Source organism: Rhodococcus sp. AD45-ID (genome assembly GCF_003023755.1).
Taxonomy (GTDB): Bacteria; Actinomycetota; Actinomycetes; order Mycobacteriales; family Mycobacteriaceae; genus Rhodococcus_F; species Rhodococcus_F globerula.
This window is the reverse complement of record NZ_PYHL01000002.1, coordinates 835898-860748: the sequence shown is the minus strand read 5'-3', so window position 1 is coordinate 860748 and position 24851 is coordinate 835898. Positions and strand designations below refer to the sequence as shown.

Below are 24851 nucleotides of genomic sequence, written 5' to 3'. Positions count from 1 at the left end.
GGTTACCCGCCGACCCACGTCACTAGTCGTCGGATGAACTATCCTCCGGATCGCCGCCCCGAATGGACCACAACAATCCGTCCAACTCGTCGGGCTTCACCAGCACCTCGCGAGCCTTGGACCCTTCACTCGGTCCCACGATTCCACGATTCTCCATGAGGTCGATGAGTCGTCCGGCCTTCGCGAACCCGACGCGCAGTTTGCGTTGCAGCATCGACGTGGAACCGAACTGGCTGGTCACGACAAGTTCGACAGCTTGCAGCAGCACGTCCATGTCGTCCCCGATATCGGGATCGACGTCCTTCTTCTCGCCGGCCTTCGCAGCGGTGACGCCTTCGGTGTACTCGGGTTCTGCTTGGTTCTTCGCAAAATCCACGACCGCGGTAATTTCTTCGTCCGTGATGAATGCGCCCTGCATACGGGTCGGCTTACCGGCACCCATGGGGAGGAACAGTCCGTCACCCATACCGATGAGCTTCTCGGCTCCCGGCTGATCGAGGATGACTCGCGAGTCCGTCAGGGACGACGTCGCAAACGCCAATCGGGACGGCACGTTCGTCTTGATCAGACCGGTGACGACGTCGACGGACGGGCGCTGTGTCGCGAGCACCAAGTGGATACCCGCGGCACGTGCCTTCTGGGTGATTCGCACGATGGCCTCTTCGACGTCACGCGGAGCGGTCATCATGAGGTCTGCCAACTCGTCGACGATCGCCAGGATGTAGGGGTACGGCCGGTAGACGCGTTCGCTACCCAGCGGTGCGGTGATCTCGCCGGATTTCACCTTCGCATTGAAATCGTCGATGTGGCGTACCCGGTTGACCTGCATGTCCTGGTAGCGCTGCTCCATCTCCTCGACCAGCCACGCAAGCGCGGCCGCCGCCTTCTTCGGCTGGGTGATGATGGGCGTGATCAAGTGCGGAATACCCTCGTACGGCGTCAGTTCGACCATCTTGGGGTCGATCAGGATCATCCGAACTTCGTCGGGAGTCGCGCGGGTCAGCAGCGACACGAGCATCGAGTTCACGAAGCTCGACTTACCCGAGCCGGTGGAACCGGCAACCAGCAAGTGGGGCATCTTCGCGAGGTTCGCATGGACGAAGTCGCCCTCGATGTCCTTACCCAGTCCGATCACGAGCGGGTGGTGTTCGCGTCGCATGCTCGGCGCCGTCAGCACGTCGGCCAAGCGGACCAGTTCGCGGTCCGAGTTGGGCACCTCGATGCCCACGGCCGACTTGCCCGGAATCGGAGCGAGAAGACGCACGTTGTCGGTGGCCACCGCGTACGCGATGTTTCGAGCGAGCGCGGTGATCTTCTCGACCTTGACGCCAGGACCGAGTTCCACCTCGTATCGCGTTACTGTCGGTCCGCGCGTGAATCCGGTGACGGCAGCATCGATCTTGAACTGTTCGAGTACCTCGCTGATCGCCTCGATCATCGCGTCGTTCGCCGAACTGCGCAGTTTCGGCGGGTCGCCGTCGATCAGCAGCGATGTGGGCGGAAGGTTGTAGTCGCCGTCCGTCACACGATCGGTGACAAAGCTCTCGGCCTCTTCGGGTTCCGGCTCGGGCTTGGGTGCCGGCTTCGCCACCGGAACCGATCGCGCGGGAGGTCTGGTCCGGGTCACCGGCTTTTCGGCGACCGGCGCTTCCGCAGCGGAGGCGGTCTCGTCCGCTGCCGGGGCAACTTCGTCCGGGTCCGCTGACCACAGGTCGAGGATTTCGGTCTTCTTGTCGCCGGATTCGAATTCGTCCGTCGGGTAGTTGTCGATCGGCGCCCGGCGGCTCGACCGTTTGGACGGCCGCAGCGGAGGCTCCGCATACGTGTCCACCGGATAACCGTCGGCGTCGAACTCCGATGACTCGTACGAGCCTCCCCCGTAGTCGCGACCGTAGCTGTCGTCGTCGAATTCGCTGCCGTAGTCCTCGAATTCGTCGTCGTCGCCGGACGGAGATCCGAAGAAGGACTGAAACTTACCGGGGACCTGTCGCAGGGTGGTTCCGGTCAACAACAGGATTCCGAAGCCGACAGCGATCACCAGCAACGGCACCGAGAGCCAGGCCGTCAGACCATTGGTCAATGGTCCGCCGACAACAGAGCCGACAAATCCGGCTCCGATTTCACGTGTGTCCGCAGTTGTCTCCGCACCGGAACCGATGTGCCACAAGCCCAGTGCGGGTAGCCCCACCAGCAGCGAACCCATGATGAGACGGGTCCGGATCTCGGGGCGCGGCTCCGTGCGCATCAGCAGGATTGCGATTCCGACACACAAGATCGGCAGAACGGCCGACACAGCACCGAACACCGCGCGAACGGCCGTTTCGATTCCGCCGCCGATCGGTCCGCCCGCCGCGAACCACACACTGCCCGCGACGACAACACTGAAAGCAATGAGCCCGAGGGCAATTCCGTCGCGTCGGTGGCCTGCCTCGATATCGCCGACTTTGCTCACCGTGCGAGTGGTAGCGCCGACGCCACGAGCGGCCAGCGACCACCCGGCGGCAATGCCTTTGCCGACAACATCGAGCGGGCTGGCACTCTGCTTCGACTTTGCGACCGGACGACGAGCCGCCGAGGACGCACCGGACGCCTTCCTGGGGGCTGCCTTCTTCGCCGGCGCTTTCCTCGGGGTCGATTTGGCTCCTTTACCCGCGCCCGCGCGGCCACCGGCGTGCGACGCCGTCGTGACGTTGCGGGGGGTGGAGACGGTTCGTGTTCGCGACTTTGCCGCGGGAGTTGACGCTGACGACCTGGTCGATGCCCTGGACGCGGACGTGCTTGTACTCGAACCTGTACCGGATCCTCGGGCGCTCGACTTACCTGCCATGACGTTCAGGCTAGTCGGTGCAACCCCATCCGGACCATCCGCAACACCAGCAACACCGTTCATACGTGCGAATCGTGATGTTCGCTACGCCTGCCGAATGGATCGAACGCCGAATCAGAAACCGCGATCCAATCCCATGACGGATTGGACGTCAGCCAGTTCTCCTTTGGCTTCGATCACCACTTCGTTGCGTCCGAAAGCGTGTAACAAGAGCTCGGCCGGCTCCCCCTGCAGAACCACCGTCCGGGTATCTGCTTTGTGCACAACGGCACTTTCACCCGACGGTAATTCGAAGATCACTTCGACGTCGGACTTCCGGTACCCCAGCTTGGCTACCTGACGTGCGTACTTCCACAAATCCGCTTGACAATCTTGTGGCAGCGCCCTGGCCACCCAATGCTGATGCGCTCGGCGCACATCCTCGTGATGGACGAACATCTCGGTGGTGTTGACCTGAGAATCGAGCCAGTACATCGGCGACCAGCGCGGCGGTCCGCTGCGAACGTCACGGAGTAGTTCTTCCCACGGGCGCGATGCGGCCGCTTTTCTGACACTCTCGGTATGTCCGGCCAAGGCACTGATCATGATTCCGGGAGCGGCGTCGAGACGCCGCTCCCGGACGATCAAATGTGCTGCCAGGTCACGATTTGTCCACTCCCCGCACAGAGTGGGTGCATCGGGGCCGAATTCGACCATGCTGTCCACCAGGGCGAGTCGTTCGTCATGTGCGAAGGTCACCTTCGCCAACGTACGCGAAACTTCTCCCACTACCGGGAGAAGTCGCTCAGGAAACCGCGATAACCGTCGGAATGATCATCGGGCGACGACGGTACTTGTCCGCAACCCAACGGCCGACCACGCGACGCACCGACTGTGCGATGCGATGTGCGTCGGTGATTCCTTCGCCCGCGAGGCGCAGAAGATCTGCTTCCACGAGTTGTGCAGCGTCCTTGAGAGCGGTCGGGTCGTCGGAGAATCCACGTCCGGACACCTCTGGGGTACTGACCGCGCGTCCCGTCGACTCGTTGATGACGATGGTGATGGCGATGAAGCCACCCTCACCGAGCACCAGACGGTCCGAGAGCGTCGGCTCGCCGACATCGCCCACGGAGAGTCCGTCGACGTACACGTGTCCGACCGGAACGCGTCCGACGATCTCGGCAAGACCGTCGACCATGTCGACGACAACGCCGTCCTCGGCCAGCACGATGCGTTCTTCCGGAACACCCGTCGCCTTGGCCAAGGCTGCATTTGCGCGCAGGTGGCGCCATTCACCGTGCACCGGCATGGCATTGGTGGGGCGCACCGCGTTGTACAGGTACAGCAACTCACCGGCGGAGGCGTGACCCGATACGTGGACCTTGGCGCTTTGCTGCGTGACGACAGTGGCGCCACGCTTGGCCAAACCGTTGACCACGGCAAAGACGGAGTTCTCGTTGCCAGGGATCAGCGAGGACGCAAGAACGACGAGGTCGTTGGCACGGATGTTGATCTGGCGATGCTCACCGCGAGCCATCCGCGAGAGCGCTGCGAGAGGCTCGCCCTGCGAACCCGTGGAGATGAGAACCAGTCGATCATCGGGAAGTGTGGCTGCGGTATCGATGTCGACGACCAGACCGTCTGGCACCCGCAGGTAGCCGAGATCCTGTGCGATCTGCATGTTCCGGACCATCGACCGGCCGACGAACACGATGCGACGGTTGTACCGCGCCGCGACGTCGACAACCTGCTGGATACGGTGCACGTGGCTGGCGAACGACGCCACGATGACGCGTTGCTTGGCCTTGCCGATGACGTTGTCGAGCACGCCGCCGATTTCGCGTTCGGGCGTGACGAATCCCGGCACTTCCGCATTGGTGGAGTCGACGAGGAAAAGGTCGACACCCTCGTCACCGAGGCGGGAGAATCCGGCGAGGTCGGTCAGGCGCCCGTCGAGCGGAAGCTGATCGAGCTTGATGTCACCGGTGTGCAGTACAACTCCGGCGTCGGTGCGGATCGCAATGGCGAGCGCGTCCGGGATGGAGTGGTTGACTGCGAAGTACTCGCAGTCGAACGGACCGTGCGTGGTGGAGTCACCCTCCACGACCTCGACGAGGTTGGGGCGCAGGCGATGTTCACGGCACTTCGCCGCCACGAGCGCGAGTGTGAACTTGGCACCGATGACGGGAATGTCCGCGCGAAGGCGCAACAAGAACGGCAACGCGCCGATGTGGTCTTCGTGGCCGTGCGTGAGGATGACGGCTTCGACGTCGTCCATGCGGTCTTCGATGTAACGGAAGTCCGGGAGGATGAGGTCGACGCCGGGCTGCTGGTCCTCAGGGAACAGAACGCCACAGTCGACGATCAGCAACTTGCCCTTGTGTTCGAAGACGGTCATGTTTCGACCGATTTCGCCGATACCGCCGAGCGCAACAACACGAAGTCCACTGGCCGGGGCCTTGGGCGGCATGCCCAGACGCGCGGTCGGGTCCACCTGCGGACGGTTGTCGGGACGCTTGTTCCCGGAACGCGAGTTACCGGACTTGCCGGCTGACGGGCGGTTGCCTGCAGCGCTCTTCCGGGCTTGTTTTTGCGGTGCTGCGTTTTGCGGCGCCGATTTCTGGGCTGCAGCCTTTTGCGGTGCAGCCTTTTGCGGTGCAGCCTTTTTCGGGGCCGACGCCGCAGCAGCAGGCTCAGCTGCTACCGGAGCCGGAGCTGCCGGCGGGGTTGCCGGCGTAGCTGATTCGGGTGCCGGAACCGAAGGCGGTCCGGCTTGGCGACTGGCACTACGACGTCGGGGGGGACGGGTCATTTACAAAACTCCTGCCGCATGCAGATCGGCGGCCAAACCGTCGATCTGCTCTTTAGTGGGTGCAACCTGCGGAAGGCGCGGTTCTCCGACATCGATACCGATGAGTCGCAGACCCGCCTTCGACGCGCTGACGCCACCCAAACGGGCGACGGAACGGATCACAGGGATCAAACTGAGGTTTATTTCGCGTGCACGGGCGATGTCGCCGGTGACAAATGCGGTGTGAAGCTCACGCAGTCGACCAGGAACCAGGTGTCCGATGACGCTGACGAAGCCGGTGGCTCCGACTGCGAGCCACGGGAGGTTCAACGGGTCGTCGCCGGAGAAGAACTGAAGTTCGGTGGTGCCGATCAATTCTGCACCCGCATTGAGATCACCCTTGGCGTCTTTGACGGCCTTGATGCGGGGATGCTCGGCAAGACGACGGATTGTCTCCGTCTCGATGGGGACAACGGAGCGGGGCGGAATGTCGTAGAGCATGACGGGCAGGTCGGTGGCGTCGGCAACTGCGGTGAAGTGTGCGTAGAGCCCGGCTTGCGGGGGACGTGAGTAGTACGGCGTGACAACAAGAAGGCCGTGAGCGCCGACGCGGGCCGCGTCGCGGGCGAGTTCGACACTGTGTGCAGTGTCGTTGCTGCCGGCTCCGGCAACGATCTTGGCGCGGTCGCCAACGGCGTCGATTACCGCGCGGAGCAGGTCGAGCTTCTCCGATTCGGTGGTGGTCGGAGACTCACCCGTTGTGCCGGCAAGGACAAGGCCGTCGCAGCCGTTGTCGACGAGATGGGCTGCGAGGCGCACGCCCGTGTCGACGTCCAGCTTCCCGTCGGCAGTGAACGGGGTCACCATCGCAACGGAAATGGTGCCGAACGGACGCTCGACGAGAGAAGCGGAATCACCGTAGGTCATGGTCAGAAGGTTACCCGGTCAGTCGCTTACTTCTGCACACGAGTCTTCAGTCGAGTCGCGAACGTAACTTCACTCGGCAGCGAACGAGCTGACGGCAATTTCCGATCCGTCACTTCTGCGCAGAATCTCGTAGTCTCCGAACACATTTGGCGCAGCGGTTTGAAGTTGCCGCAAGCACTCGATCGCGACGCGCCTGATCTCGACGTCCGCGTGCTCGGTGGCGCGCATATCCACGAAGTGTCGCCAAGCACGGTAGTTTCCGCTGACTACGAGACGGGTTTCCGTGGCATTGGGCAGCACCGAGCGAGCGGCTTGACGCGCTTGCTTGCCGCGCACGGGTGCGCCGGGGACGGACTGCAATTTGCCTTCCAACGCAGCGAGCAGTTCGCCGTAGGCCCGTCGACTTTCCTCGGTGGCGGCCAGGAACAGCGCTTCGAGTTCCGGGTCACCTTCGACAGCCGGCGGGACCACGACGCTGGCATCGTTCTCCCTAACGAACCGCTGGGAGAGTTGCGAGTACGAGAAGTGGCGGTGACGGATCAGTTCGTGGGTACAGGACCGCGAGATTCCGGTGATGTAGAAACTGACCGTCGCATGTTCGAGGACAGACGAATGCCCGACTTCTAGGAGATGTCGAATGTATCCGGCGTTCGTGGCTGTGCGCGGGTTGGGCTTGGACCAACTCTGATAGCAGGCGCGGCCGGCGAATTCCGCAAGTGCCTCACCGCCGTCGGCATCGGTTTCCCAGTCGATGTCGTCCGGCGGGAAGAACTCGGACTTTGCCACCATCTGCACTTTCAGTGACACCGTGTGCGGCACTACATACTCCTCGAGTCCACCGGACACTTCCGGCTGTCAGGCCAACCGGACGCTTCCGGCCTTGCTGCGCGGCAACTCTATAGGCAGAAACCACCTGGGAAGCCCTGACGCCAAACGGCACCTTGACTGACGTCACTTTTGACGTCACAGTGGTGTCATGGATATTTCGGAGTACACCGCAAAGCTGCACGATGACCTCGTCACGGCGGCCGAACTCGGCGACGACCACACCCGTCGCATCGCGGCGTCACTCGCGGCCGCCATGGAACCGTCGATACGCCTCGTTCTGCTGGCCGCGGCAACCGAGCTCGCCAAGGAAATCGGGGCCGAGATCGAGGACCGCGACGTCAAGGTCCATCTCGACGGCAACAACATTCTGGTCGACGTCCAGAAAGCATCGAAGGATTCCGGGGCCGAGGAGCCCGCCAAGGAAAACGTCTACTCGTTCGACGACGTCAGCGGCGACATCAGCCGGGTCACCCTGCGCATGATGGAGCAGATCAAGGCCCGCGCCGAGGAAGCCGCAAATCAGAACGGCGTCTCCTTGAATTCGTGGGTGTCGCAAGCCGTACAAGGCGCTTTGCGGGATCAGATGCGTAAGAACGGCATGGACTGATCTAATTGCGTCCGAGCAAGTCCACGAAGTTGTTGCCGTCAGGCATGTAAGGAGTAAGACGTATGGCCGTTTCGGGCGTCAAGGAATTCGAGATCAAGGCCGATCCGGCCACGGTCATGGCAGCGGTTGCAGCGGTGGACCGGTTGCCCGAATGGTCGTCTGCGCACAAGAAGATCACGATCGAGACCACACATGACGACGGTCGGCCGCATCGCGTCCGGATGGCCGTGTCGATTCTCGGCATCAACGACGAGCAAGTTGTGGACTACACCTTCGACGGTGACGAGAAGGTGAGCTGGACCCTCGTCGAGAGTGGACAGCAGAACCAGCAGGACGGCTCGTACACCCTGACCCCGACCGACGGCGGAACGAAGATCAGTTTCGAACTGACCATCGACCCCAAGATTCCGCTGCCGGGATTCCTGGTGAAGAAAGCCCAGAAGACGGCGCTGGAGACCGCCAGCAAGGGACTGACGAAGTTCGTCGAAAACTTCTGACAGTCAGCACTATTCGCGCGCAACCCTCGCCTCCCGCAAGCTCGGACGCGAGGGTTGCCGCATTTCACGAACCCCCCGGACCTCCGCACTCGACGGAAAGTCCTTGGTGAAGTTCATGATTCACTGCCGCGACGGATAGTCGCGGGGTAACGTCGGCCTCGTGTCCGACGCGGCAGCACCTCCTCGCACCCCCGCCACCGTGCGTGTACTCGTCTTCAGCGACGACGCCCATACGCGCGAACAGGTCCGCCTCGCCCTCGGCGAGCGCCCCCATCCTGATCTCCCACCGATCGAATACGTCGAGGTGGCCACAGCACCGGTGGTGATCGATCGACTCGACCGCGGCGGCATCGACCTCGCCATTCTCGACGGCGAGGCAAGCCCGGCCGGGGGCATGGGCGTCGCGAAGCAACTCAAAGACGAGATCGCGAACTGCCCGCCGATCGTGATTCTGACCGGTCGACCCGACGACGCCTGGCTCGCGTCGTGGTCACGCGCGGAAGCTGCCGTTTCCCAACCACTCGACCCGATCGAACTGGCGTCGGCCGTCATTCGTTTGCTCCGCGTTCGCCTGAACCTCTGATCGGCCGGCGCCTACACAGTTCCCTTGCGGCGGCGAGCACTTCGGCATCTCGGGAGCAAAACTCCACAGTTCGAAAATCAGCCCCAATGTCGGAGGCACCACCTAGGGTAAGTGTCACAGGTCACACGATCGGCGAGATGCTGGCAGTATCGATCTGGCAGGGACAGCAGGGCCTTCTGGGGCAGCGTCATTCACGGGGCGTCACGCTAAACGGAGAGAGGTTCGGTGCGACATGAACGCGTATGTGCCAATTCTCGTTCTGGGTGCCATTGCGATGGCCTTTGCCGTGGTGTCAGTCGTTCTTGCCTCCGTCGTCGGGCCTCGCCGGTACAACCGCGCGAAACTCGAAGCCTACGAATGTGGCATCGAACCGGCGCCCCGCGCCGCCGGTGGCGGACGGTTTCCCGTCAAGTTCTATCTGACGGCCATGCTGTTCATCATCTTCGACATCGAAATCGTCTTCCTCTATCCCTGGGCAGTCCATTTCGATTCGCTCGGTTTGTTCGGACTCGCGGCCATGGGTTTGTTCATCGTCAACGTCTCGGTTGCGTATGCCTACGAGTGGAGACGAGGCGGTCTGAGTTGGGACTGACCTGATTTCCCCGCAGTTGCAAACACAGCAGCTGCGCACACAGCGATTGCACACGCATCCGACGGCAACTCTCACGACGGAAACGAGTCGAATATGGGTCTTGAAGAAAAGCTTCCGAGCGGTTTTCTCCTGACAACTGTCGAGGGCCTGGCCGGCTACTTCCGTAAGGGATCGCTGTGGCCGGCAACCTTCGGACTTGCGTGCTGCGCCATCGAGATGATGTCGACTACGTCCGGCCGATTCGACTTGGCGCGCTTCGGCATGGAAGCCTTCCGCGCGTCACCCCGGCAGGCAGACCTGATGATCGTCGCCGGACGGGTCAGTCAAAAGATGGCGCCGGTCCTGCGGCAGGTCTACGACCAGATGGCCGAACCCAAATGGGTGCTCTCCATGGGTGTCTGCGCGTCGTCGGGCGGAATGTTCAACAACTACGCGATAGTCCAGGGTGTCGATCACATCGTGCCGGTCGACATCTACCTGCCTGGATGCCCGCCACGTCCGGAGATGCTGCTCAACGCAATTATCGAACTGCACAAAAAGATTCAGGACATGCCACTCGGTGTCAACCGCGAAGAAGCACGCGCCGCTGCCGAGCGCGCCGCACTGGCGTCCACTCCCCTGATCGACATCAAGGGACTGCTGCGATGACCGATGAATCCTCCGACCGCCGCGGAATGTTCGGCGCACGCGGCAGTGGCGACACATCCGGGTACAACCGGTTGGCCCGCCCTGCCGCCGCACCGGATGCTGCGACGCGGCCATATGGCGGATACTTCGACGAGATAGCGGACGGATTGTCGGCTGCACTGTCGGACAACGGAACTGCCTTCGACGACGCGGTCGAGAAGGTGGTGATCTTCCGCGACGAGTTGACGTTGCACATCGAACGTTCGCACCTACCCCAGGTGGCCCGGCGTCTTCGCGACGAACCGGACTTGCGGTTCGAATTGTGTCTCGGCGTCAACGGCGTTCACTACCCACAGGATGCCGGACGCGAACTGCACGCGGTGTACCCCTTCTCGTCGATCACCCACAATCGTCGTATCCGGTTGGAGGTGTCGGTACCGGATTCCGATCCGCACATTCCCTCGCTGGTGGGCACCTACCCGGCCAACGACTGGCACGAACGCGAAACCTACGACTTCTTCGGCATCATCTTCGACGGCCATCCTTCGCTCACTCGCATCGAGATGCCGGACGACTGGCAGGGCCACCCCCAGCGCAAGGACTACCCACTGGGCGGAATCCCCGTCGAATACAAGGGAGCACACATCCCGCCACCCGACGAGCGCAGGTCGTACATCTGATGAACAACATGGCTGACACACCATCACAGGAGACGGTCTACACCGCCTCGGGTCAGGACTGGGACCAGATAGTCGCCGCGGCGGCAGCGGGCCGATCCGATGCCGGTGCCGAACGCATCGTCGTCAACATGGGGCCACAGCACCCGTCGACGCACGGCGTGCTCCGTCTCATTCTCGAGATCGAGGGCGAGACGGTAATCGAGGCGCGATGCGGAATCGGCTACCTGCACACCGGAATCGAGAAGAACCTCGAATACCGGAACTGGACTCAGGGCGTCACTTTTGTCACCCGTATGGATTATCTGTCTCCGTTCTTCAACGAAACCGCGTACTGCCTGGGCGTCGAGAAGCTACTCGGTATCACCGATGACGTCCCGGAACGCGCCACCGTTGTGCGCGTGATGTTGATGGAACTCAACCGGATCTCCTCACACCTTGTTGCGCTGGCTACTGGCGGTATGGAGTTGGGCGCTGTCACTGCCATGCTGTTCGGGTTCCGCGAGCGCGAACTGATACTCGACGTCTTCGAGACCACCACCGGTCTTCGGATGAATCATGCGTTCATCCGTCCAGGCGGACTGGCTCAGGATCTACCCGCAGGTTCGATTCCGAAGATCCGCGAACTGTTGAAGGTTCTGCCGAATCGTCTGCGCGACATGGAGTTGATGCTCACCGACAACACGATCTGGAAGGCGCGAACCAGCGGCATCGGATACCTGGACCTCACCGGATGCATGGCGCTCGGCATCACCGGTCCGGTACTTCGGGCCACCGGCCTCCCCCACGATCAGCGTCGAGCGCAGCCCTACTGCGGTTACGAAAACTACGAGTTCGACGTCATCACACACACCGGGTCCGATTGTTACGGAAGGTACTTCATTCGGGTGGAGGAGATGAAGGAGTCCTTGAAGATCGTCGAACAATGCCTCGACAAGCTGGCCCCGGGACCGATCATGGTCGACGATCGGAAAATTGCGTGGCCTGCAGATCTCCAGGTAGGTGATGACGGACTCGGCAATTCGCAGAAGCACGTCGGCAAGATCATGGAGTCGTCGATGGAAGGCCTCATCCACCACTTCAAATTGGTGACCGAGGGTATCCGAGTTCCGGCCGGTCAGGTGTACGTGGCCGTGGAATCGCCACGCGGAGAACTCGGCGTTCACATGGTGTCCGACGGCGGCACCCGTCCATACCGAGTGCATTTCCGGGATCCGTCGTTCACGAACCTCCAAGCGGTAGCTGCGATGTGTGAGGGAGGCATGGTGTCCGATGTGATCGCGTCGGTGGCCAGCATCGATCCAGTCATGGGCGGAGTGGACCGATGACAGACTCCACGAAAAACGGTGGCACCCGCGTCTTCCTCGAACTCGGTCCACGGCCCGAAGAACCCACCCAGTTGGTGCGACCAGGCGCTCGAAGCAGCTACCCTGCCGACGTCCTGGCACAACTCGACGCCGATGCCGAGGCCGTCATTGCGCGATACCGTGACGATTCGGCAGGCGAAGGCGCGATTACCAGCAGATCCGCGCTGCTGCCACTACTGCATCTTGTCCAATCCGAGGACGGCTACATCACGCCGGCCGGAATCGACTTCTGCTCAGGCAAACTCGGCTTGACCGGTGCCGAAGTCGCGGCAGTGTCCACCTTCTACTCCATGTATCGGCGCGGACCGACGGGCGAGTACCTGGTAGGCGTCTGCACCAACACTCTGTGCGCGATCATGGGCGGCGATGCCATCTTCGAGGCGCTCGAGGAGCACCTCGAATCGGCGGGCTCGCGTGACGAGGCGTCACATTCGATTTCCACGTCGGACGGCAAGATCACGCTCGAACACATCGAGTGCAATGCCGCCTGCGACTACGCACCGGTGGTGATGGTGAATTGGGAGTTCTTCGACAACCAGACGCCCGAGTCTGCACGCACGTTGGTCGATGCACTCCGTAGCGGCGACCGTGTCACCCCCAGTCGCGGTGCCACGCTGTGTTCTTTCCGCGAAACCGCCCGCACCCTGGCCGGATTCGCGGATTCCCGCGCCGAAGCTGCCGAGGCCCAGACCAGCGGCGCCGCAAGTCTCGCGGGACTGAGAGTGGTCGCGGCGCACTCCACCGACAATCCCAGTTCCGGCGAAGGGAAATGACATGGCACTTGCGCCTGTACTGAGCCGGTACTGGGACGAACCCCATTCGTGGACTCTCGACGCCTATCTTCGGCACGACGGTTATCAGGGGTTACGCAAGGCACTCGCGGGCACCGCCGACGACGTGATTGCCACCATCAAGGACGCGGGTCTGCGTGGCCGTGGTGGCGCCGGATTCCCTACCGGTTTGAAGTGGAGTTTCATCCCGCAGGGCGACAACAAGCCGCATTACCTCGTGGTCAATGCCGACGAGTCGGAACCCGGCACGTGTAAAGACATACCGTTGATGATGGCAACTCCTCACACGTTGGTCGAGGGAGTCATCATCGCGGCGTACGCAATTCGCGCGGCCAAGGCGTTCATCTACGTGCGCGGCGAGGTTGTCCCGGTGCTACGACGCCTACAGACTGCGGTTTCGGAGGCCTACGCGGCCGGTTACCTGGGATCCGATATCCAGGGTTCCGGCTTCGATCTCGATCTGGTGGTGCACGCCGGCGCTGGCGCGTACATCTGCGGCGAGGAGACCGCGCTGCTCGATTCATTGGAAGGGCGGCGCGGGCAACCGCGATTGCGGCCGCCGTTTCCGGCGGTGGCGGGCTTGTACGCGTGCCCGACAGTGGTCAACAACGTCGAATCGATTGCGAGCGTGCCGGCCATCATCCAGAACGGCCCCGAATGGTTCAAGTCGATGGGTACGGAAAAATCGCCCGGATTCACGCTGTACTCGTTGTCCGGTCATGTCACGAGTCCCGGGCAGTACGAGGCGCCTCTCGGCATAACGTTGCGCGAACTGCTTGGTTACGCCGGCGGCGTCCGGGCCGGCCACACTCTCAAGTTCTGGACACCCGGCGGATCGTCGACACCGATCTTCACCGACGAACACCTGGACGTTCCACTCGATTACGAGGGTGTCGGCGCCGCCGGATCCATGCTGGGCACCAAGGCTCTGCAGATCTTCGACGACACGACGTGCATCGTGCGGGCGGTGCTGCGGTGGACGGAGTTCTATGCCCATGAATCGTGCGGCAAATGCACTCCCTGTCGCGAAGGCACGTACTGGCTCGTGCAGATTCTGCGTCGCCTCGAAAGTGGAGGCGGAACCGAGTCCGACCTGACAAAACTGCTCGACATCTCCGACACCATTCTCGGAAAGTCCTTCTGTGCCTTGGGCGACGGGGCGACCAGCCCGATCATGTCGTCGCTGAAGTACTTCCGCGACGAGTACCTGATGCATTTCGATCAAGACGGCTGCCCGTTCGATCCCGCGCGGTCCGTTCTGGCGACAGGAGCGTACACCTCATGACTGCAGCGGCTGATGTCGAAACCGGTGACGTAATCCCGTCGGACCTCGTCACCCTCACCATCGACGGCACCACGGTCCAGGTTCCCAAGGGCACGTTGATCATTCGCGCCGCAGAGATGATCGGTACTGTCATTCCCCGATTCTGCGATCACCCCCTTCTCGATCCCGTGGGCGCGTGCCGACAATGCATCGTCGAGGTCGAGGGCCAACGCAAGCCGCTTGCGTCCTGCACCACGACGGTCGCGGACGGAATGGTTGTCAACACCCAGGTCACCTCGCCCGTCGCCGAGAAGGCGCAGCGCGGAGTGATGGAGCTGCTCCTGATCAATCACCCTCTCGACTGCCCGGTGTGCGACAAGGGCGGCGAGTGCCCGCTGCAAAATCAAGCGATGTCGACGGGCCGGACCGAATCCAGGTTCGGCGAGGAGAAGCGGACGTATCCCAAGCCGATTCCCCTCTCGTCGGAGGTTCTGCTCGATCGGGAACGGTGTGTACTGTGCGCGCGGTGTACCCGGTTCTCGCAGCAGATCGCAGGTGACCCGTTCATCGACCTCCTCGAGCGCGGTGCATTGCAGCAGGTCGGGATCTACGCCAACGAACCCTTCGAGTCGTACTTCTCCGGAAACACCATTCAGGTGTGCCCCGTCGGCGCTCTCACCAATACGTCGTACCGCTTTCGCGCTCGTCCCTTCGACCTGGTGTCCAGCCCCAGCGTCTGCGAACACTGCGCTGACGGGTGCGCCCAACGGACCGATCATCGCCGCGGGAAGGTACTGCGGCGCCTCGCCGGCGACGACCCGGACGTCAACGAGGAGTGGAACTGCGACAAGGGGCGATTCGCCTTCTCATATGCAACACAACGCGACCGGATCACCACTCCATTGATCCGCGACCGCGAGGGCGCACTGGTTCCCGCGTCGTGGCCGTTCGCCCTTGACATGGTGGCCCGGAAGTTTGCCGAATCACGGGGCAATGCGGGCGTACTGGTGGGTGGACGGTCCACCATGGAAGACGCGTACGCATACAGCAAGTTTGCACGTATCGCATTGGGCACCAATAATATCGACTTCAGGATTCGCGCCCAGTCCCAGGAGGAATCCGAATTTCTCGGCGCTCACGTCGCCGGCCGATCACTCGATGAATCTGTCACCTACGCAGACCTCGAAGCTGCCCCGGTCGCACTTCTGGTGGCACTCGAACCGGAAGAGGAATCGCCCATCGTCTTCCTTCGCCTCCGCAAGGCTGCGCGGACACAGCAGACTCGGGTTCTGTCTCTCGCTCCTTTTACAACCCGAGGTCTACAGAAAATGGCCGGCACACTTCTGCAGGCGTCACCAGGGGGCGAACCTGTCCTTCTGGATTCACTGAGTGATCCCGACGGCGAAGTCGGCCGGCTGCTGCGTCAGCCTGGTGCGGTCATTCTGGTCGGCGAAAGACTTGGCGCCATCGACGGCGGACTCTCGGCGGCACAGCGATTGGCCGAAACCACCGGTGCACGGCTCGCGTGGATTCCGCGTCGCGCCGGAGATAGGGCCGCCGTCGAAGTCGGCGCTGTGCCGGGACTGCTCCCCGGGGGCAGACCGGTATCCGACCCTGCTGCTCGCGAAGATATTTCCTCGACCTGGTCGGCGGAACTACCCACCGAGCATGGACTGAGTGCAACACAGATGTTGGGATCGGACTCAGCGCTGGGCGCTCTGCTGATCGGTGGGGTCGATCTTGCCGACATGCCGGATCCCGACGCTGCCCGCGCCGCCGTTCAATCCGCCGGCTTTGTCGTCAGCCTCGAGATTCGGCATAGCAGCGTCACCGAACTGGCCGATGTTGTGTTCCCGGTGGCGGCCATCGCCGAGAAACCTGGCACATTCATCGACTGGGAGGGCCGCGAGCGTCCCTTCGAGACTGCCCTGCGGACCACCGGTGTGATGCCTGATCAACGAGTCCTCCAGGCGATTGCGACCGAGATGGGCATCAGCCTTGGACTTCCCGACGCTGCCACCGCGCACGCCGAGATCCTCGCGCTCGGAACGTGGTCGGGCAAGCGGGTACCCGCTCCCCGCTCCCCCGCGTCGGCGCGTCCCGAACCACAACCCGGCGAAGCCGTCCTGTCGAGTTGGCACCTACTTCTCGACCGAGGACGACTACAGGACGGTGATCCCAACCTGGCCGGAACAGCCCACGAACCGGTTGTGCGGCTGTGCGCGAGCACTGCCACGGAGATCGGAGCAATCGAAGGTCAGCCTGTGTCGGTCAGCTCGGGCCGGGGAACTATCACGCTGCCACTGGCCATCACGGATCTGCCGCCGCGAGTTGTCTGGCTCCCCCTCAATTCGACCGGCAGCGAAGTCAATCGAACGCTGGGAGTATCCCCAGGCGACATAGTCACGATCTCCAATCAGGTGCCGCAATGAGCACTGTCACGTTTATCGCTGAACCCGTGGATCTTTCGGCGTTCGGGCACGATCCACTGTGGCTGGTGATCGCCAAGGCGCTCGTCATCTTCGTGTTCCTGTTGCTCACGACGCTGATCGCGATCTACGTCGAGCGCAAGGTCATGGCCCGAATGCAGATGCGTGTCGGCCCCAACCGGGTTGGCCCGCGCGGATTGCTGCAAAGCCTGGCAGATGGCGTGAAACTGGCTCTCAAGGAAGGCATCACACCCTCCGGCGTCGACAAACCGATTTACATGTTGGCTCCGATCATTGCCGTCGTTCCCGCGTTCATGGCATTTGCGGTAGTCCCCTTCGGCCCCGAAGTGTCGATCTTCGGGACGTGGTCGCCGCTGCAACTCACAGACCTTCCCGTCGGTGTTCTGTACATCCTCGCCGTCACCTCCGTCGGGGTGTACGGAATCGTTCTTGCCGGGTGGTCGTCCGGATCGACCTATCCGCTGCTCGGCGCTCTTCGATCCACGGCGCAGGTCATCTCGTACGAAGTGGCGATGGGCTTGTCGTTTGCCGCCGTATTCCTTTACGCCGGAACCATGTCCACGTCCGGGATCGTCAGCGCCCAGGAAGGATCCTGGTACGTCTTCCTGCTCCTTCCCTCGTTCCTCATCTACGTAGTTGCCATGGTCGGCGAAACAAACCGCGCGCCATTCGACCTTCCCGAAGCCGAAGGCGAACTGGTAGGCGGATTCCATACCGAGTACTCGTCACTCAAGTTCGCGATGTTCATGCTCGCGGAATACGTGAACATGGTGACGGTCTCGGCCCTGGCCACGACACTCTTCCTCGGCGGCTGGCACGCGCCGTTCCCGTTCAATCTCTGGGACGGCGCAAATTCGGGGTGGTGGCCGGTGCTGTGGTTCATCGGCAAGGTCTGGTTCTTCCTCTTCATCTTCATCTGGCTCCGCAGCACGCTGCCCCGGTTGCGCTACGACCAGTTCATGAATCTCGGGTGGAAAATCCTCATCCCGGCAGCATTGGTGTGGGTCATGGCAATCGCCTCGGTACGCGCCTTCCGCAACGCGGGGTACAACACCTGGCTGGTGCTGCTGTGCGTCGGTGTGGTTCTGGGCGGCACGCTTGTTCTTGCAGTCGGTGGTCTCTACCGGGGCCGTCGACGCGACGTCGAGCAACCACCTGCCGCAACCGCAACCGCGCCTTTCGATCCCACGCCGTTCGATCCCATGGCCGGCGGCTTCCCTGTGCCGCCGATGCCTGGTCAGACGGTTTCTGCATTCAGCCGAACCGGCGTTACACCCACCGAGACAGCTGCACCCACCGAAACATCGGAGGACTCCCATGCCTGAATTCCTCGGACCCCTTGCCGGATTCGGCGTCACGCTTTCAACCATGTTCAAGAAGCCGGAAACCGAGTTCTATCCGGAAGAGAAGCGGCCGACGGCGCCGGGTTATCACGGTCGCCACCAACTCAATCGGTATGCCGACGGTCTCGAGAAGTGCATCGGCTGCGAGCTCTGCGCGTGGGCGTGCCCCGCCGACGCGATCTACGTCGAAGGCGCGGACAACACCGAAGACGAGCGATACTCCCCCGGTGAACGGTACGGCCAGGTGTACCAGATCAACTACTTGCGGTGCATCGGTTGCGGATTGTGTGTGGAGGCGTGCCCCACCCGTGCGCTGACCATGACCAACGAATACGAGATGGCCGACGACAATCGCGCCGGTTTGATCTACGAGAAGGACCGCTTGCTCGCACCCCTGAAGCCCGACATGGATGCGCCTCCGCACGCATTGCGCCCGGGAACCACGCAGGACGACTACTACCGCGGCGACATCGCGGCGGCCGGCCAGGAGCCGGAACAATGATCAGCGCGATCACCGCGGAGGTTCTCGCACAGGGAACGCTGACGTCGACGTCGACGGGTGAGGCCGTGCAGTTCTGGATTCTCGGCACTCTCGCCGTGATCAGCGCGCTCGGAGTTGTTGCGGCCCCGAAAGCTGTGTATTCGGCGCTGTTCCTGGCGATGACCATGATCATCCTGGCCGTGTTCTACATAGTTCAAGGTGCCTTGTTCCTCGGAGTTGTTCAGGTTGTCGTGTACACGGGTGCGGTGATGATGCTGTTCCTGTTCGTGCTGATGCTGGTAGGCGTCGACTCCTCGGACTCGCTGGTCGAAACTCTGCGGGGACAACGCGTCAGCGCGTTCGTGATCGGTCTCGGCTTTGGTCTGCTGCTGATCGGCGGACTCGGCAACGCATCGATCTCGGGATTCACCGGGTTCACCAACCTCGAGCAGGGCAACATCGACGCGCTCGCCGATCTGATCTTCATTCGCTACGTCTGGGCCTTCGAATTGACCGGCGCACTGCTTATCACGGCCACACTGGGCGCGATGATGCTGGCGCACCGGGAGAAGATCGAGGCGTCGATGAGTCAACGCGAACTCTCGCAGCAGCGATTCAAGTATTTGGGCAGCGACGAGCACAATCCCGAAAAGGGCTCGGCCACACCGCTGCCCAGTCCCGGCGTCTATGCCCGGAACAACGCTGTCGACATACCGGCGCGGCTGCCCGACGGCTCGCCGTCGGACATCTCGGTCTCGAGCGCCCTCACGCCGCGCATGCAGGATCCGACAAGCAGAGAGGAGAACAACCGATGAATCCCGAGAACTATCTCTACCTGTCGGTTCTGCTGTTCACCATCGGCGCGGCCGGAGTTCTCCTACGACGCAACGCCATTGTCGTGTTCATGTGCATCGAACTGATGCTCAACGCCGCCAACCTCGCGTTTGTCACGTTCGCGCGGATGCACGGCAACCTCGACGGCCAGATCTTTGCGTTCTTCACGATGGTTGTGGCCGCCGCGGAAGTGGTTGTGGGCCTGGCAATCATCATGATTATCTTCCGATCTCGGCGTTCTGTATCCGTCGACGACGTAGACCTGCTGAAGTACTGATATGTCAGGAGGAATCACGTCCGCCATCTGGTTACTGCCTGCCCTGCCGCTGTGCGGCGCTGCCGTCCTACTCCTTGCCGGTCGTCGCACCAACACCTGGGGGCATCTGTTCGCGTGCGTCATGGCGTTGGCGTCGTTTGCCGTGGGAGTGGCGTTCTTCGTCAGCATGCTCGGCCGCGACACCGCCGATCGGAGCATCAACGAGCACCTGTTCAGCTGGGTGCCCGTTGACAGTCTGCAGGTCCAGTTCGGCCTCGAACTCGACCAACTCTCCATGTGCTTTGTTCTCCTCATCACCGGTGTCGGCTCGCTGATCCACATCTACTCGGTCGGATACATGGACCACGACCCCGAGCGCCGCAAGTTCTTTGCCTACCTCAATCTGTTCCTGGCGGCGATGCTGCTTCTGGTCCTCGCCGACAACTTCCTCGGCCTGTACGTCGGCTGGGAAGGCGTCGGATTGGCGTCGTACCTGCTCATCGGGTTCTGGCAGCACAAGCCGACGGCAGCGACCGCGGCAAAAAAGGCGTTTGTGGTCAACCGAGTCGGCGACATCGGCCTGATGATCGCAATGATGGTGATGTTCAACACTTTCGGATCGCTGTCGTTCACCACAGTTTTCGGCAACGCCTCAGGCGCAAGTGAAGGGGTTCTGACGGCCATCGGTCTCATGTTGTTGCTCGCGGCGTGCGCGAAGTCCGCGCAGGTGCCGTTGCAGTCCTGGCTGGGCGACGCGATGGAAGGCCCGACACCGGTGTCGGCGCTGATCCATGCGGCAACGATGGTCACTGCGGGTGTCTACCTCATCGTGCGTTCCAACCCGATCTTCAACCTGGCACCCGACGCCCAAACAGTGGTGGTGATCGTCGGAGCGGTCACGCTCCTGTTCGGCGCGATCATCGGCTGCGCGAAGGACGACATCAAGAAAGCTCTCGCCGCGTCGACCATGAGCCAGATCGGGTACATGGTGCTCGCAGCCGGTTTGGGGCCCGCCGGATACGCGTTCGCGATCCTGCATCTCATCACCCACGGATTCTTCAAAGCCGGTCTCTTCCTCGGCGCCGGTTCGGTGATGCACGCAATGAACGACGAAACCGACATGCGACGCTACGGCGGACTGCGAGCATTCATGCCGTTGACGTTTGTCACGTTCGGGCTCGGATACCTTGCCATCATCGGTGTTCCGCCGTTTGCGGGCTTCTTCTCCAAGGACAAGATCATCGAAGTTGCCATCGGCGACGGCGGGGTCAAGGGCATAGTCCTCGGCCTGGTCACGTTGCTGGGTGCCGCACTCACCGCGTTCTACATGACCCGCGTGATGCTCATGACCTTCTTCGGGAAACCTCGATGGGACAGCCAGAATCCACACGAATCCCCTTCCGTGATGACGTCTCCGATGATTGTGCTCGCGGTGGGATCCGTCGGCGCCGGCATGCTGCTGACCATCGGGTCCAGCTTGCAGAACTGGCTCGAACCCGTTGTCGGCGCCCATCACGTGGAGCCGCCGATACCCGCGTGGACCATCACCCTGATGGCACTGGTCGTAGTCGCGCTCGGCGTCGGAGTTGCCTACCGCGAGTACGCAACTCGGGAAATCCCGGTGGAGGCGCCGACTGCCGTGTCCGCGCTGACCGTCGCCGCCCGTCGTGATCTGTACGGCGACGCATTCAACGAAGCGGTGTTCATGAAGCCCGGCCAACAGCTCACCCAGACGTTGGAGGTGGTCGACACCAAAGGCATCGACGGTGCGGTCGACGGCTTCGCCGGGGCGGTCAGCGGACTTTCCGGCCTGGTCCGCAAGCTGCAGACAGGCTTCGTCCGTTCCTACGCCTTGGTGATGTTCGTGGGTGCAGCGCTGGTGGTCGCGACGATGATGGCGGTGACACTGTGGTGAACGAATCTGTGACAAACGCCGGCTTCCCCGCTCTGACATTCCTGTGGCTACTCCCCCTGGTTGGCGCCGCCGTGGTGGTCGCACTTCCGGCCCGGATGTCTCACATCGCCAAATCCGTTGCTCTTGCGGTGTCGTTGGGTGTCCTCGCGATCGGTGTGGCCCTCGCCATCACGTTCGACCGCGGCGGACAGCAGTTCCAATTCGTCGAAAGGCACAGTTGGATACCCGCATTCGGGACCAGTTACAGCCTGGGACTGGACGGCATCGCGCTTGTTCTCGTTCTACTGACGGCAGTACTGGTGCCGCTGCTCTTGGTTGCCGGATGGAACGACGTCCCCGCGGTGCCGGCGGAGACCCCGGACGAACCGCCACGACGCTTGCCGCACACGTACTTCGCCTTGATCCTCGTAGTCGAATCGATGGTGCTGCTGTCGTTCAGCGCGCTCGACGTTCTGCTCTTCTACATTTTCTTCGAGGCAATGCTGATACCGATGTACTTCCTGATCGGTGGTTTCGGTGGTGCCAACCGGTCACGCGCCGCGGTCAAATTCCTGTTGTACAACCTGCTCGGCGGGTTGGTCATGCTCGCGGCAGTCGTTGGCCTCTACGTGGTGACCGCCCGCGCGGAGAGCCCATTCACCTCAGGAACTTTCGACTTCCAAGCCATCGCCGCAGCAGCTGCGAACGGCGACCTGGGTGTCGGGCCAGGTGTACTCAACGCACTGTTCCTCGGCTTCATGTTTGCGTTTGCGGTCAAGGCCCCACTCTGGCCGCTGCACAGTTGGCTGCCGGATTCGGCGGTGGAATCCACGCCGTCGACAGCTGTTCTGATGATGGCCGTCGTCGACAAGGTGGGTACCTTCGCGATGATTCGCTACTGTCTGCAACTGTTTCCGGAGTCGTCCGCGACGTTTGCGCCATGGATCATCACGCTCGCAGTGATCGGCATCGTCTACGGCGCGATTCTCGCGATCGGGCAGACCGACATCATGCGCCTGATCGCGTACACGTCGATTTCGCACTTCGGGTTCATCATTCTGGGGATCTTTGCGATGACCAGTCAGAGCCAGGCCGGTTCCGCTCTGTACATGGTCAACCACGGAATCTCGACGGCCGCACTGTTCCTGATCGCGGGTTTCCTTGTCTCGCAGCGTGGTACACGCGCCATCGCGGCGTACGGCGGTGTGCAGAAAGTTGCACCGGTTCTTGCCGGCACCTTCCTCGTTGCCGGACTTGCCACTCTCTCGCTTCCCGGCCTGGCGCCGTTCATCAGCGAATTCCTGGTCCTGATCGGCACATACACGCGCTATCACGTCGCTGCCATCATCGCGACCAGTGCGCTGGTCCTGTCTGCGATCTACATCCTGTGGCTCTACCAGCGGATCATGGGTGGTCCCGAGAAAGAAGGCTCCGACAAAATCCGCGATTTGGTTCGCCGCGAACTTGTTGTGGTGGCGCCGTTGATCGCGCTCCTGCTCTTCCTGGGCATCTACCCCAAACCGGCTCTCGACATCATTACCCCTGCGGTCAGCCACACCGTCGTCGATGAGGTGCCCACACCCGTGATCGCCGATGCCGATGCCGATGCCAGTACCGAGGAAGGTGCCCACAAATGAGTTCCTTCGACGGATTGGCCGTTCTCGCGGAGCCTGCATCCCATTCCACGAGTGTCGAATACAGCCTGCTGTCACCGATGCTGATCGTATTCGGTGTCGCGGTGGTGGGAGTGCTGGTCGAAGCGTTTGCACCTCGCTCGGTGCGCTACCCCGTCCAGTTGGTCCTCGGTATCGGCGGATTGGCTGCGGCATTTGTGGCTGTCGTCGCACTTGCGGGCACTCGATCACTGGCAATGGCGGGATCCGTTGCCGTCGACGGTCCAACCCTGTTCTTGCAAGGCACCATTCTGCTGGTTGCGATTCCGGCCGTGTTGCTGATAGCCGAGCGCGGATCAGGCGATACGGTGCCTGCCGAAAATCACGAGGACGCGCTGGGGAGTTTCACGCCTCAAGCGTCGAGCGTTCCCGGCAGCGTTGCCGAACAAGAAGCAACCAAAGCCGGTGTTGCACAAACAGAAGTGTTCCCACTGACGCTCTTTGCGGTGGGCGGAATGCTCCTCTTCCCCGCATCCAACGATCTCCTGACGATGTTTGTTGCGCTCGAAGTGTTCTCACTTCCGCTGTACTTGCTGTGCGGATTGGCGCGACGACGCCGTCTCCTGTCGCAGGAAGCGGCGATGAAATACTTTCTGCTCGGGGCATTCTCGTCGGCGTTCTTCGTGTTCGGCATTGCCCTGCTCTACGGCTATGCCGGCACGGTCACGCTCTCCGGTATCGCCGATGCGGCACGAATCGGAACGGAGAACGATTCCTTTTTGTGGCTCGGCACCGCCCTGCTGGCGGTAGGTCTGTTGTTCAAAGTCGGCGCAGTGCCCTTCCATTCGTGGATTCCCGACGTGTATCAGGGTGCACCGACCCCGATCACCAGTTTCATGACTACTGCCACCAAGATCGCCGGCTTCGGAGCCATCCTGCGAGTGTTCTACGTGGCCCTGCCCAACGAGTACGTGAATTGGCGTCCACTGATGTGGGGCGTTGCGATCGCCACGATGGTTGTCGGTTCCGTTGTCGCTCTCACGCAGACCGATATGAAGCGAATGCTGGCGTACTCGGCCATCGCACACACCGGATTCATCCTGACCGGGGTGGTCGCCGATTCGGATGCGGGTCTGTCTTCGACGATGTTCTACCTACTCGCCTACGGATTCAGCACGCTCGGCGCTTTTGCGGTGGTCACTCTGGTGCGTGACACTGACGGCGAAGTTGCCACACTGAATCGCTGGGCCGGATTGGGTAGGCGCTCACCGTTGATCGGAATCGTGTTTGCACTGTTCCTCCTAGCTTTTGCCGGAATTCCCTTGACCAGTGGATTCATCGGCAAGTTCGCGGTGTTCCAAGCCGCCGCGGAGGGCGGCGCGGCCCCACTCGTGATTGTCGGTGTCCTGTGCAGCGCGATTGCGGCGTACTTCTACGTGCGAGTCATCGTGTTGATGTTCTTCACCGATCCTGTTGACGACGCCCCGAGCGTCGTTGTTCCGAGTGCGCTCACCAGCACTGTCATCGGCCTCGGCGCCGGCGTGACACTGATCCTCGGAGTGCTGCCGCAACCGGCACTCGATCTTGCCGAGCGAGCAGCGGAGTTCATCCGTTAAGTCCCGA

At 62.1% G+C, this 24851-nt stretch carries 22 protein-coding genes; 17 read left to right on the top strand and 5 right to left on the bottom strand.

The window, feature by feature from the left end; genetic code table 11:
* Positions 1 to 22 precede the first annotated feature (22 nt).
* The 5 genes from C7T36_RS20145 to thyX all read right to left on the bottom strand — a co-directional run bounded on the left by C7T36_RS20145 (position 23) and on the right by thyX (position 7343).
* A complete protein-coding gene (locus tag C7T36_RS20145) occupies positions 23 to 2827 on the bottom strand; it encodes a DNA translocase FtsK (RefSeq protein WP_052683555.1) in 2805 nt (934 codons plus the stop codon).
* 114 nt (positions 2828 to 2941) lie between these two features.
* Entirely contained in the window at positions 2942 to 3565 is a 624-nt protein-coding gene (locus C7T36_RS20135; protein WP_045067958.1) for a TIGR03085 family metal-binding protein, read from the bottom strand.
* A gap of 46 nt (positions 3566 to 3611) precedes the next feature.
* On the bottom strand, positions 3612 to 5618 hold the full coding sequence (locus C7T36_RS20130) for a ribonuclease J (protein ID WP_045067372.1): 2007 nt from the start codon (positions 5616 to 5618) through the stop codon (positions 3612 to 3614).
* A complete protein-coding gene (gene dapA / locus C7T36_RS20125; protein WP_033234849.1) occupies positions 5619 to 6524 on the bottom strand; it encodes a 4-hydroxy-tetrahydrodipicolinate synthase in 906 nt (301 codons plus the stop codon).
* A gap of 69 nt (positions 6525 to 6593) precedes the next feature.
* Positions 6594 to 7343, bottom strand: a complete 750-nt coding sequence (gene thyX / locus C7T36_RS20120) for an FAD-dependent thymidylate synthase (RefSeq protein ID WP_033235005.1) — start codon at positions 7341 to 7343, stop codon at positions 6594 to 6596.
* 157 nt (positions 7344 to 7500) lie between these two features.
* Between thyX and C7T36_RS20115 the strand changes: the two genes are divergently transcribed.
* The 17 genes from C7T36_RS20115 (at position 7501) to nuoN (ending at position 24844) form a co-directional block, all read left to right on the top strand.
* Positions 7501 to 7959, top strand: a complete 459-nt coding sequence (locus C7T36_RS20115) for a toxin-antitoxin system HicB family antitoxin (RefSeq protein ID WP_033234850.1) — start codon at positions 7501 to 7503, stop codon at positions 7957 to 7959.
* Positions 7960 to 8021: 62 nt separating this feature from the next.
* Entirely contained in the window at positions 8022 to 8456 is a 435-nt protein-coding gene (locus tag C7T36_RS20110; RefSeq protein ID WP_033234851.1) for an SRPBCC family protein, read from the top strand.
* Between the two features lie 160 nt (positions 8457 to 8616).
* Positions 8617 to 9039, top strand: a complete 423-nt coding sequence (locus C7T36_RS20105; protein ID WP_033234852.1) for a response regulator transcription factor — start codon at positions 8617 to 8619, stop codon at positions 9037 to 9039.
* A 232-nt stretch (positions 9040 to 9271) separates the two neighbouring features.
* Positions 9272 to 9631: an NADH-quinone oxidoreductase subunit A gene (locus tag C7T36_RS20100; RefSeq protein ID WP_045067371.1), complete on the top strand. Its 360-nt coding sequence runs from the start codon at positions 9272 to 9274 to the stop codon at positions 9629 to 9631.
* A 93-nt stretch (positions 9632 to 9724) separates the two neighbouring features.
* Positions 9725 to 10279 carry an NADH-quinone oxidoreductase subunit B family protein gene (locus tag C7T36_RS20095; RefSeq protein ID WP_033234854.1) on the top strand — a complete coding sequence of 185 codons (555 nt, stop codon included), beginning with the start codon at positions 9725 to 9727 and terminating at the stop codon, positions 10277 to 10279.
* On the top strand, positions 10276 to 10938 hold the full coding sequence (locus C7T36_RS20090) for an NADH-quinone oxidoreductase subunit C (RefSeq protein WP_045067368.1): 663 nt from the start codon (positions 10276 to 10278) through the stop codon (positions 10936 to 10938). The genes C7T36_RS20095 and C7T36_RS20090 overlap by 4 nt, the downstream gene beginning before the upstream one ends.
* A gap of 8 nt (positions 10939 to 10946) precedes the next feature.
* On the top strand, positions 10947 to 12263 hold the full coding sequence (nuoD, locus tag C7T36_RS20085; protein WP_084702860.1) for an NADH dehydrogenase (quinone) subunit D: 1317 nt from the start codon (positions 10947 to 10949) through the stop codon (positions 12261 to 12263).
* Positions 12260 to 13075, top strand: coding sequence for an NADH-quinone oxidoreductase subunit NuoE (gene nuoE, locus C7T36_RS20080; protein WP_045067366.1), 816 nt, complete (start codon positions 12260 to 12262; stop codon positions 13073 to 13075). The genes nuoD and nuoE overlap by 4 nt, the downstream gene beginning before the upstream one ends.
* A 1-nt stretch (position 13076) precedes the next feature.
* Positions 13077 to 14378 carry an NADH-quinone oxidoreductase subunit NuoF gene (gene nuoF, locus C7T36_RS20075; RefSeq protein ID WP_045067364.1) on the top strand — a complete coding sequence of 434 codons (1302 nt, stop codon included), beginning with the start codon at positions 13077 to 13079 and terminating at the stop codon, positions 14376 to 14378.
* Positions 14375 to 16789 carry an NADH-quinone oxidoreductase subunit G gene (locus C7T36_RS20070; protein WP_033234859.1) on the top strand — a complete coding sequence of 805 codons (2415 nt, stop codon included), beginning with the start codon at positions 14375 to 14377 and terminating at the stop codon, positions 16787 to 16789. Before nuoF ends, C7T36_RS20070 begins: the two co-directional genes overlap by 4 nt.
* A gap of 86 nt (positions 16790 to 16875) precedes the next feature.
* Positions 16876 to 18132: an NADH-quinone oxidoreductase subunit NuoH gene (nuoH, locus tag C7T36_RS20065; protein ID WP_375129330.1), complete on the top strand. Its 1257-nt coding sequence runs from the start codon at positions 16876 to 16878 to the stop codon at positions 18130 to 18132.
* On the top strand, positions 18125 to 18652 hold the full coding sequence (gene nuoI, locus C7T36_RS20060; RefSeq protein ID WP_033234861.1) for an NADH-quinone oxidoreductase subunit NuoI: 528 nt from the start codon (positions 18125 to 18127) through the stop codon (positions 18650 to 18652). Before nuoH ends, nuoI begins: the two co-directional genes overlap by 8 nt.
* Positions 18649 to 19446, top strand: coding sequence for an NADH-quinone oxidoreductase subunit J (locus C7T36_RS20055; RefSeq protein ID WP_045067358.1), 798 nt, complete (start codon positions 18649 to 18651; stop codon positions 19444 to 19446). The genes nuoI and C7T36_RS20055 overlap by 4 nt, the downstream gene beginning before the upstream one ends.
* Complete coding sequence (gene nuoK / locus C7T36_RS20050; RefSeq protein ID WP_033234863.1) at positions 19443 to 19742, top strand: NADH-quinone oxidoreductase subunit NuoK; 300 nt, start codon at positions 19443 to 19445, stop codon at positions 19740 to 19742. The genes C7T36_RS20055 and nuoK overlap by 4 nt, the downstream gene beginning before the upstream one ends.
* Before the next feature lies 1 nt (position 19743).
* Positions 19744 to 21636 (top strand): NADH-quinone oxidoreductase subunit L, encoded by a 1893-nt coding sequence (gene nuoL, locus C7T36_RS20045; protein ID WP_045067355.1) that lies wholly within the window; start codon positions 19744 to 19746, stop codon positions 21634 to 21636.
* Complete coding sequence (locus tag C7T36_RS20040; protein ID WP_258190628.1) at positions 21630 to 23252, top strand: NADH-quinone oxidoreductase subunit M; 1623 nt, start codon at positions 21630 to 21632, stop codon at positions 23250 to 23252. The genes nuoL and C7T36_RS20040 overlap by 7 nt, the downstream gene beginning before the upstream one ends.
* Entirely contained in the window at positions 23249 to 24844 is a 1596-nt protein-coding gene (gene nuoN / locus C7T36_RS20035) for an NADH-quinone oxidoreductase subunit NuoN (protein WP_045067352.1), read from the top strand. Before C7T36_RS20040 ends, nuoN begins: the two co-directional genes overlap by 4 nt.
* Positions 24845 to 24851: the final 7 nt, after the last annotated feature.

Coding starts and splice junctions, on each gene's coding strand:
- C7T36_RS20145 (WP_052683555.1), bottom strand. CDS start 2,827: ATGGCAGGTAAGTCGAGCGCCCGAGGATCCGGTACAGGTTCGAGTACA.
- C7T36_RS20130 (WP_045067372.1), bottom strand. CDS start 5,618: ATGACCCGTCCCCCCCGACGTCGTAGTGCCAGTCGCCAAGCCGGACCG.
- dapA (WP_033234849.1), bottom strand. CDS start 6,524: ATGACCTACGGTGATTCCGCTTCTCTCGTCGAGCGTCCGTTCGGCACC.
- C7T36_RS20115 (WP_033234850.1), top strand. CDS start 7,501: ATGGATATTTCGGAGTACACCGCAAAGCTGCACGATGACCTCGTCACG.
- C7T36_RS20110 (WP_033234851.1), top strand. CDS start 8,022: ATGGCCGTTTCGGGCGTCAAGGAATTCGAGATCAAGGCCGATCCGGCC.
- C7T36_RS20100 (WP_045067371.1), top strand. CDS start 9,272: ATGAACGCGTATGTGCCAATTCTCGTTCTGGGTGCCATTGCGATGGCC.
- C7T36_RS20095 (WP_033234854.1), top strand. CDS start 9,725: ATGGGTCTTGAAGAAAAGCTTCCGAGCGGTTTTCTCCTGACAACTGTC.
- C7T36_RS20090 (WP_045067368.1), top strand. CDS start 10,276: ATGACCGATGAATCCTCCGACCGCCGCGGAATGTTCGGCGCACGCGGC.
- nuoD (WP_084702860.1), top strand. CDS start 10,947: ATGGCTGACACACCATCACAGGAGACGGTCTACACCGCCTCGGGTCAG.
- nuoE (WP_045067366.1), top strand. CDS start 12,260: ATGACAGACTCCACGAAAAACGGTGGCACCCGCGTCTTCCTCGAACTC.
- nuoF (WP_045067364.1), top strand. CDS start 13,077: ATGGCACTTGCGCCTGTACTGAGCCGGTACTGGGACGAACCCCATTCG.
- C7T36_RS20070 (WP_033234859.1), top strand. CDS start 14,375: ATGACTGCAGCGGCTGATGTCGAAACCGGTGACGTAATCCCGTCGGAC.
- nuoI (WP_033234861.1), top strand. CDS start 18,125: ATGCCTGAATTCCTCGGACCCCTTGCCGGATTCGGCGTCACGCTTTCA.
- C7T36_RS20055 (WP_045067358.1), top strand. CDS start 18,649: ATGATCAGCGCGATCACCGCGGAGGTTCTCGCACAGGGAACGCTGACG.
- nuoK (WP_033234863.1), top strand. CDS start 19,443: ATGAATCCCGAGAACTATCTCTACCTGTCGGTTCTGCTGTTCACCATC.
- nuoL (WP_045067355.1), top strand. CDS start 19,744: ATGTCAGGAGGAATCACGTCCGCCATCTGGTTACTGCCTGCCCTGCCG.
- nuoN (WP_045067352.1), top strand. CDS start 23,249: ATGAGTTCCTTCGACGGATTGGCCGTTCTCGCGGAGCCTGCATCCCAT.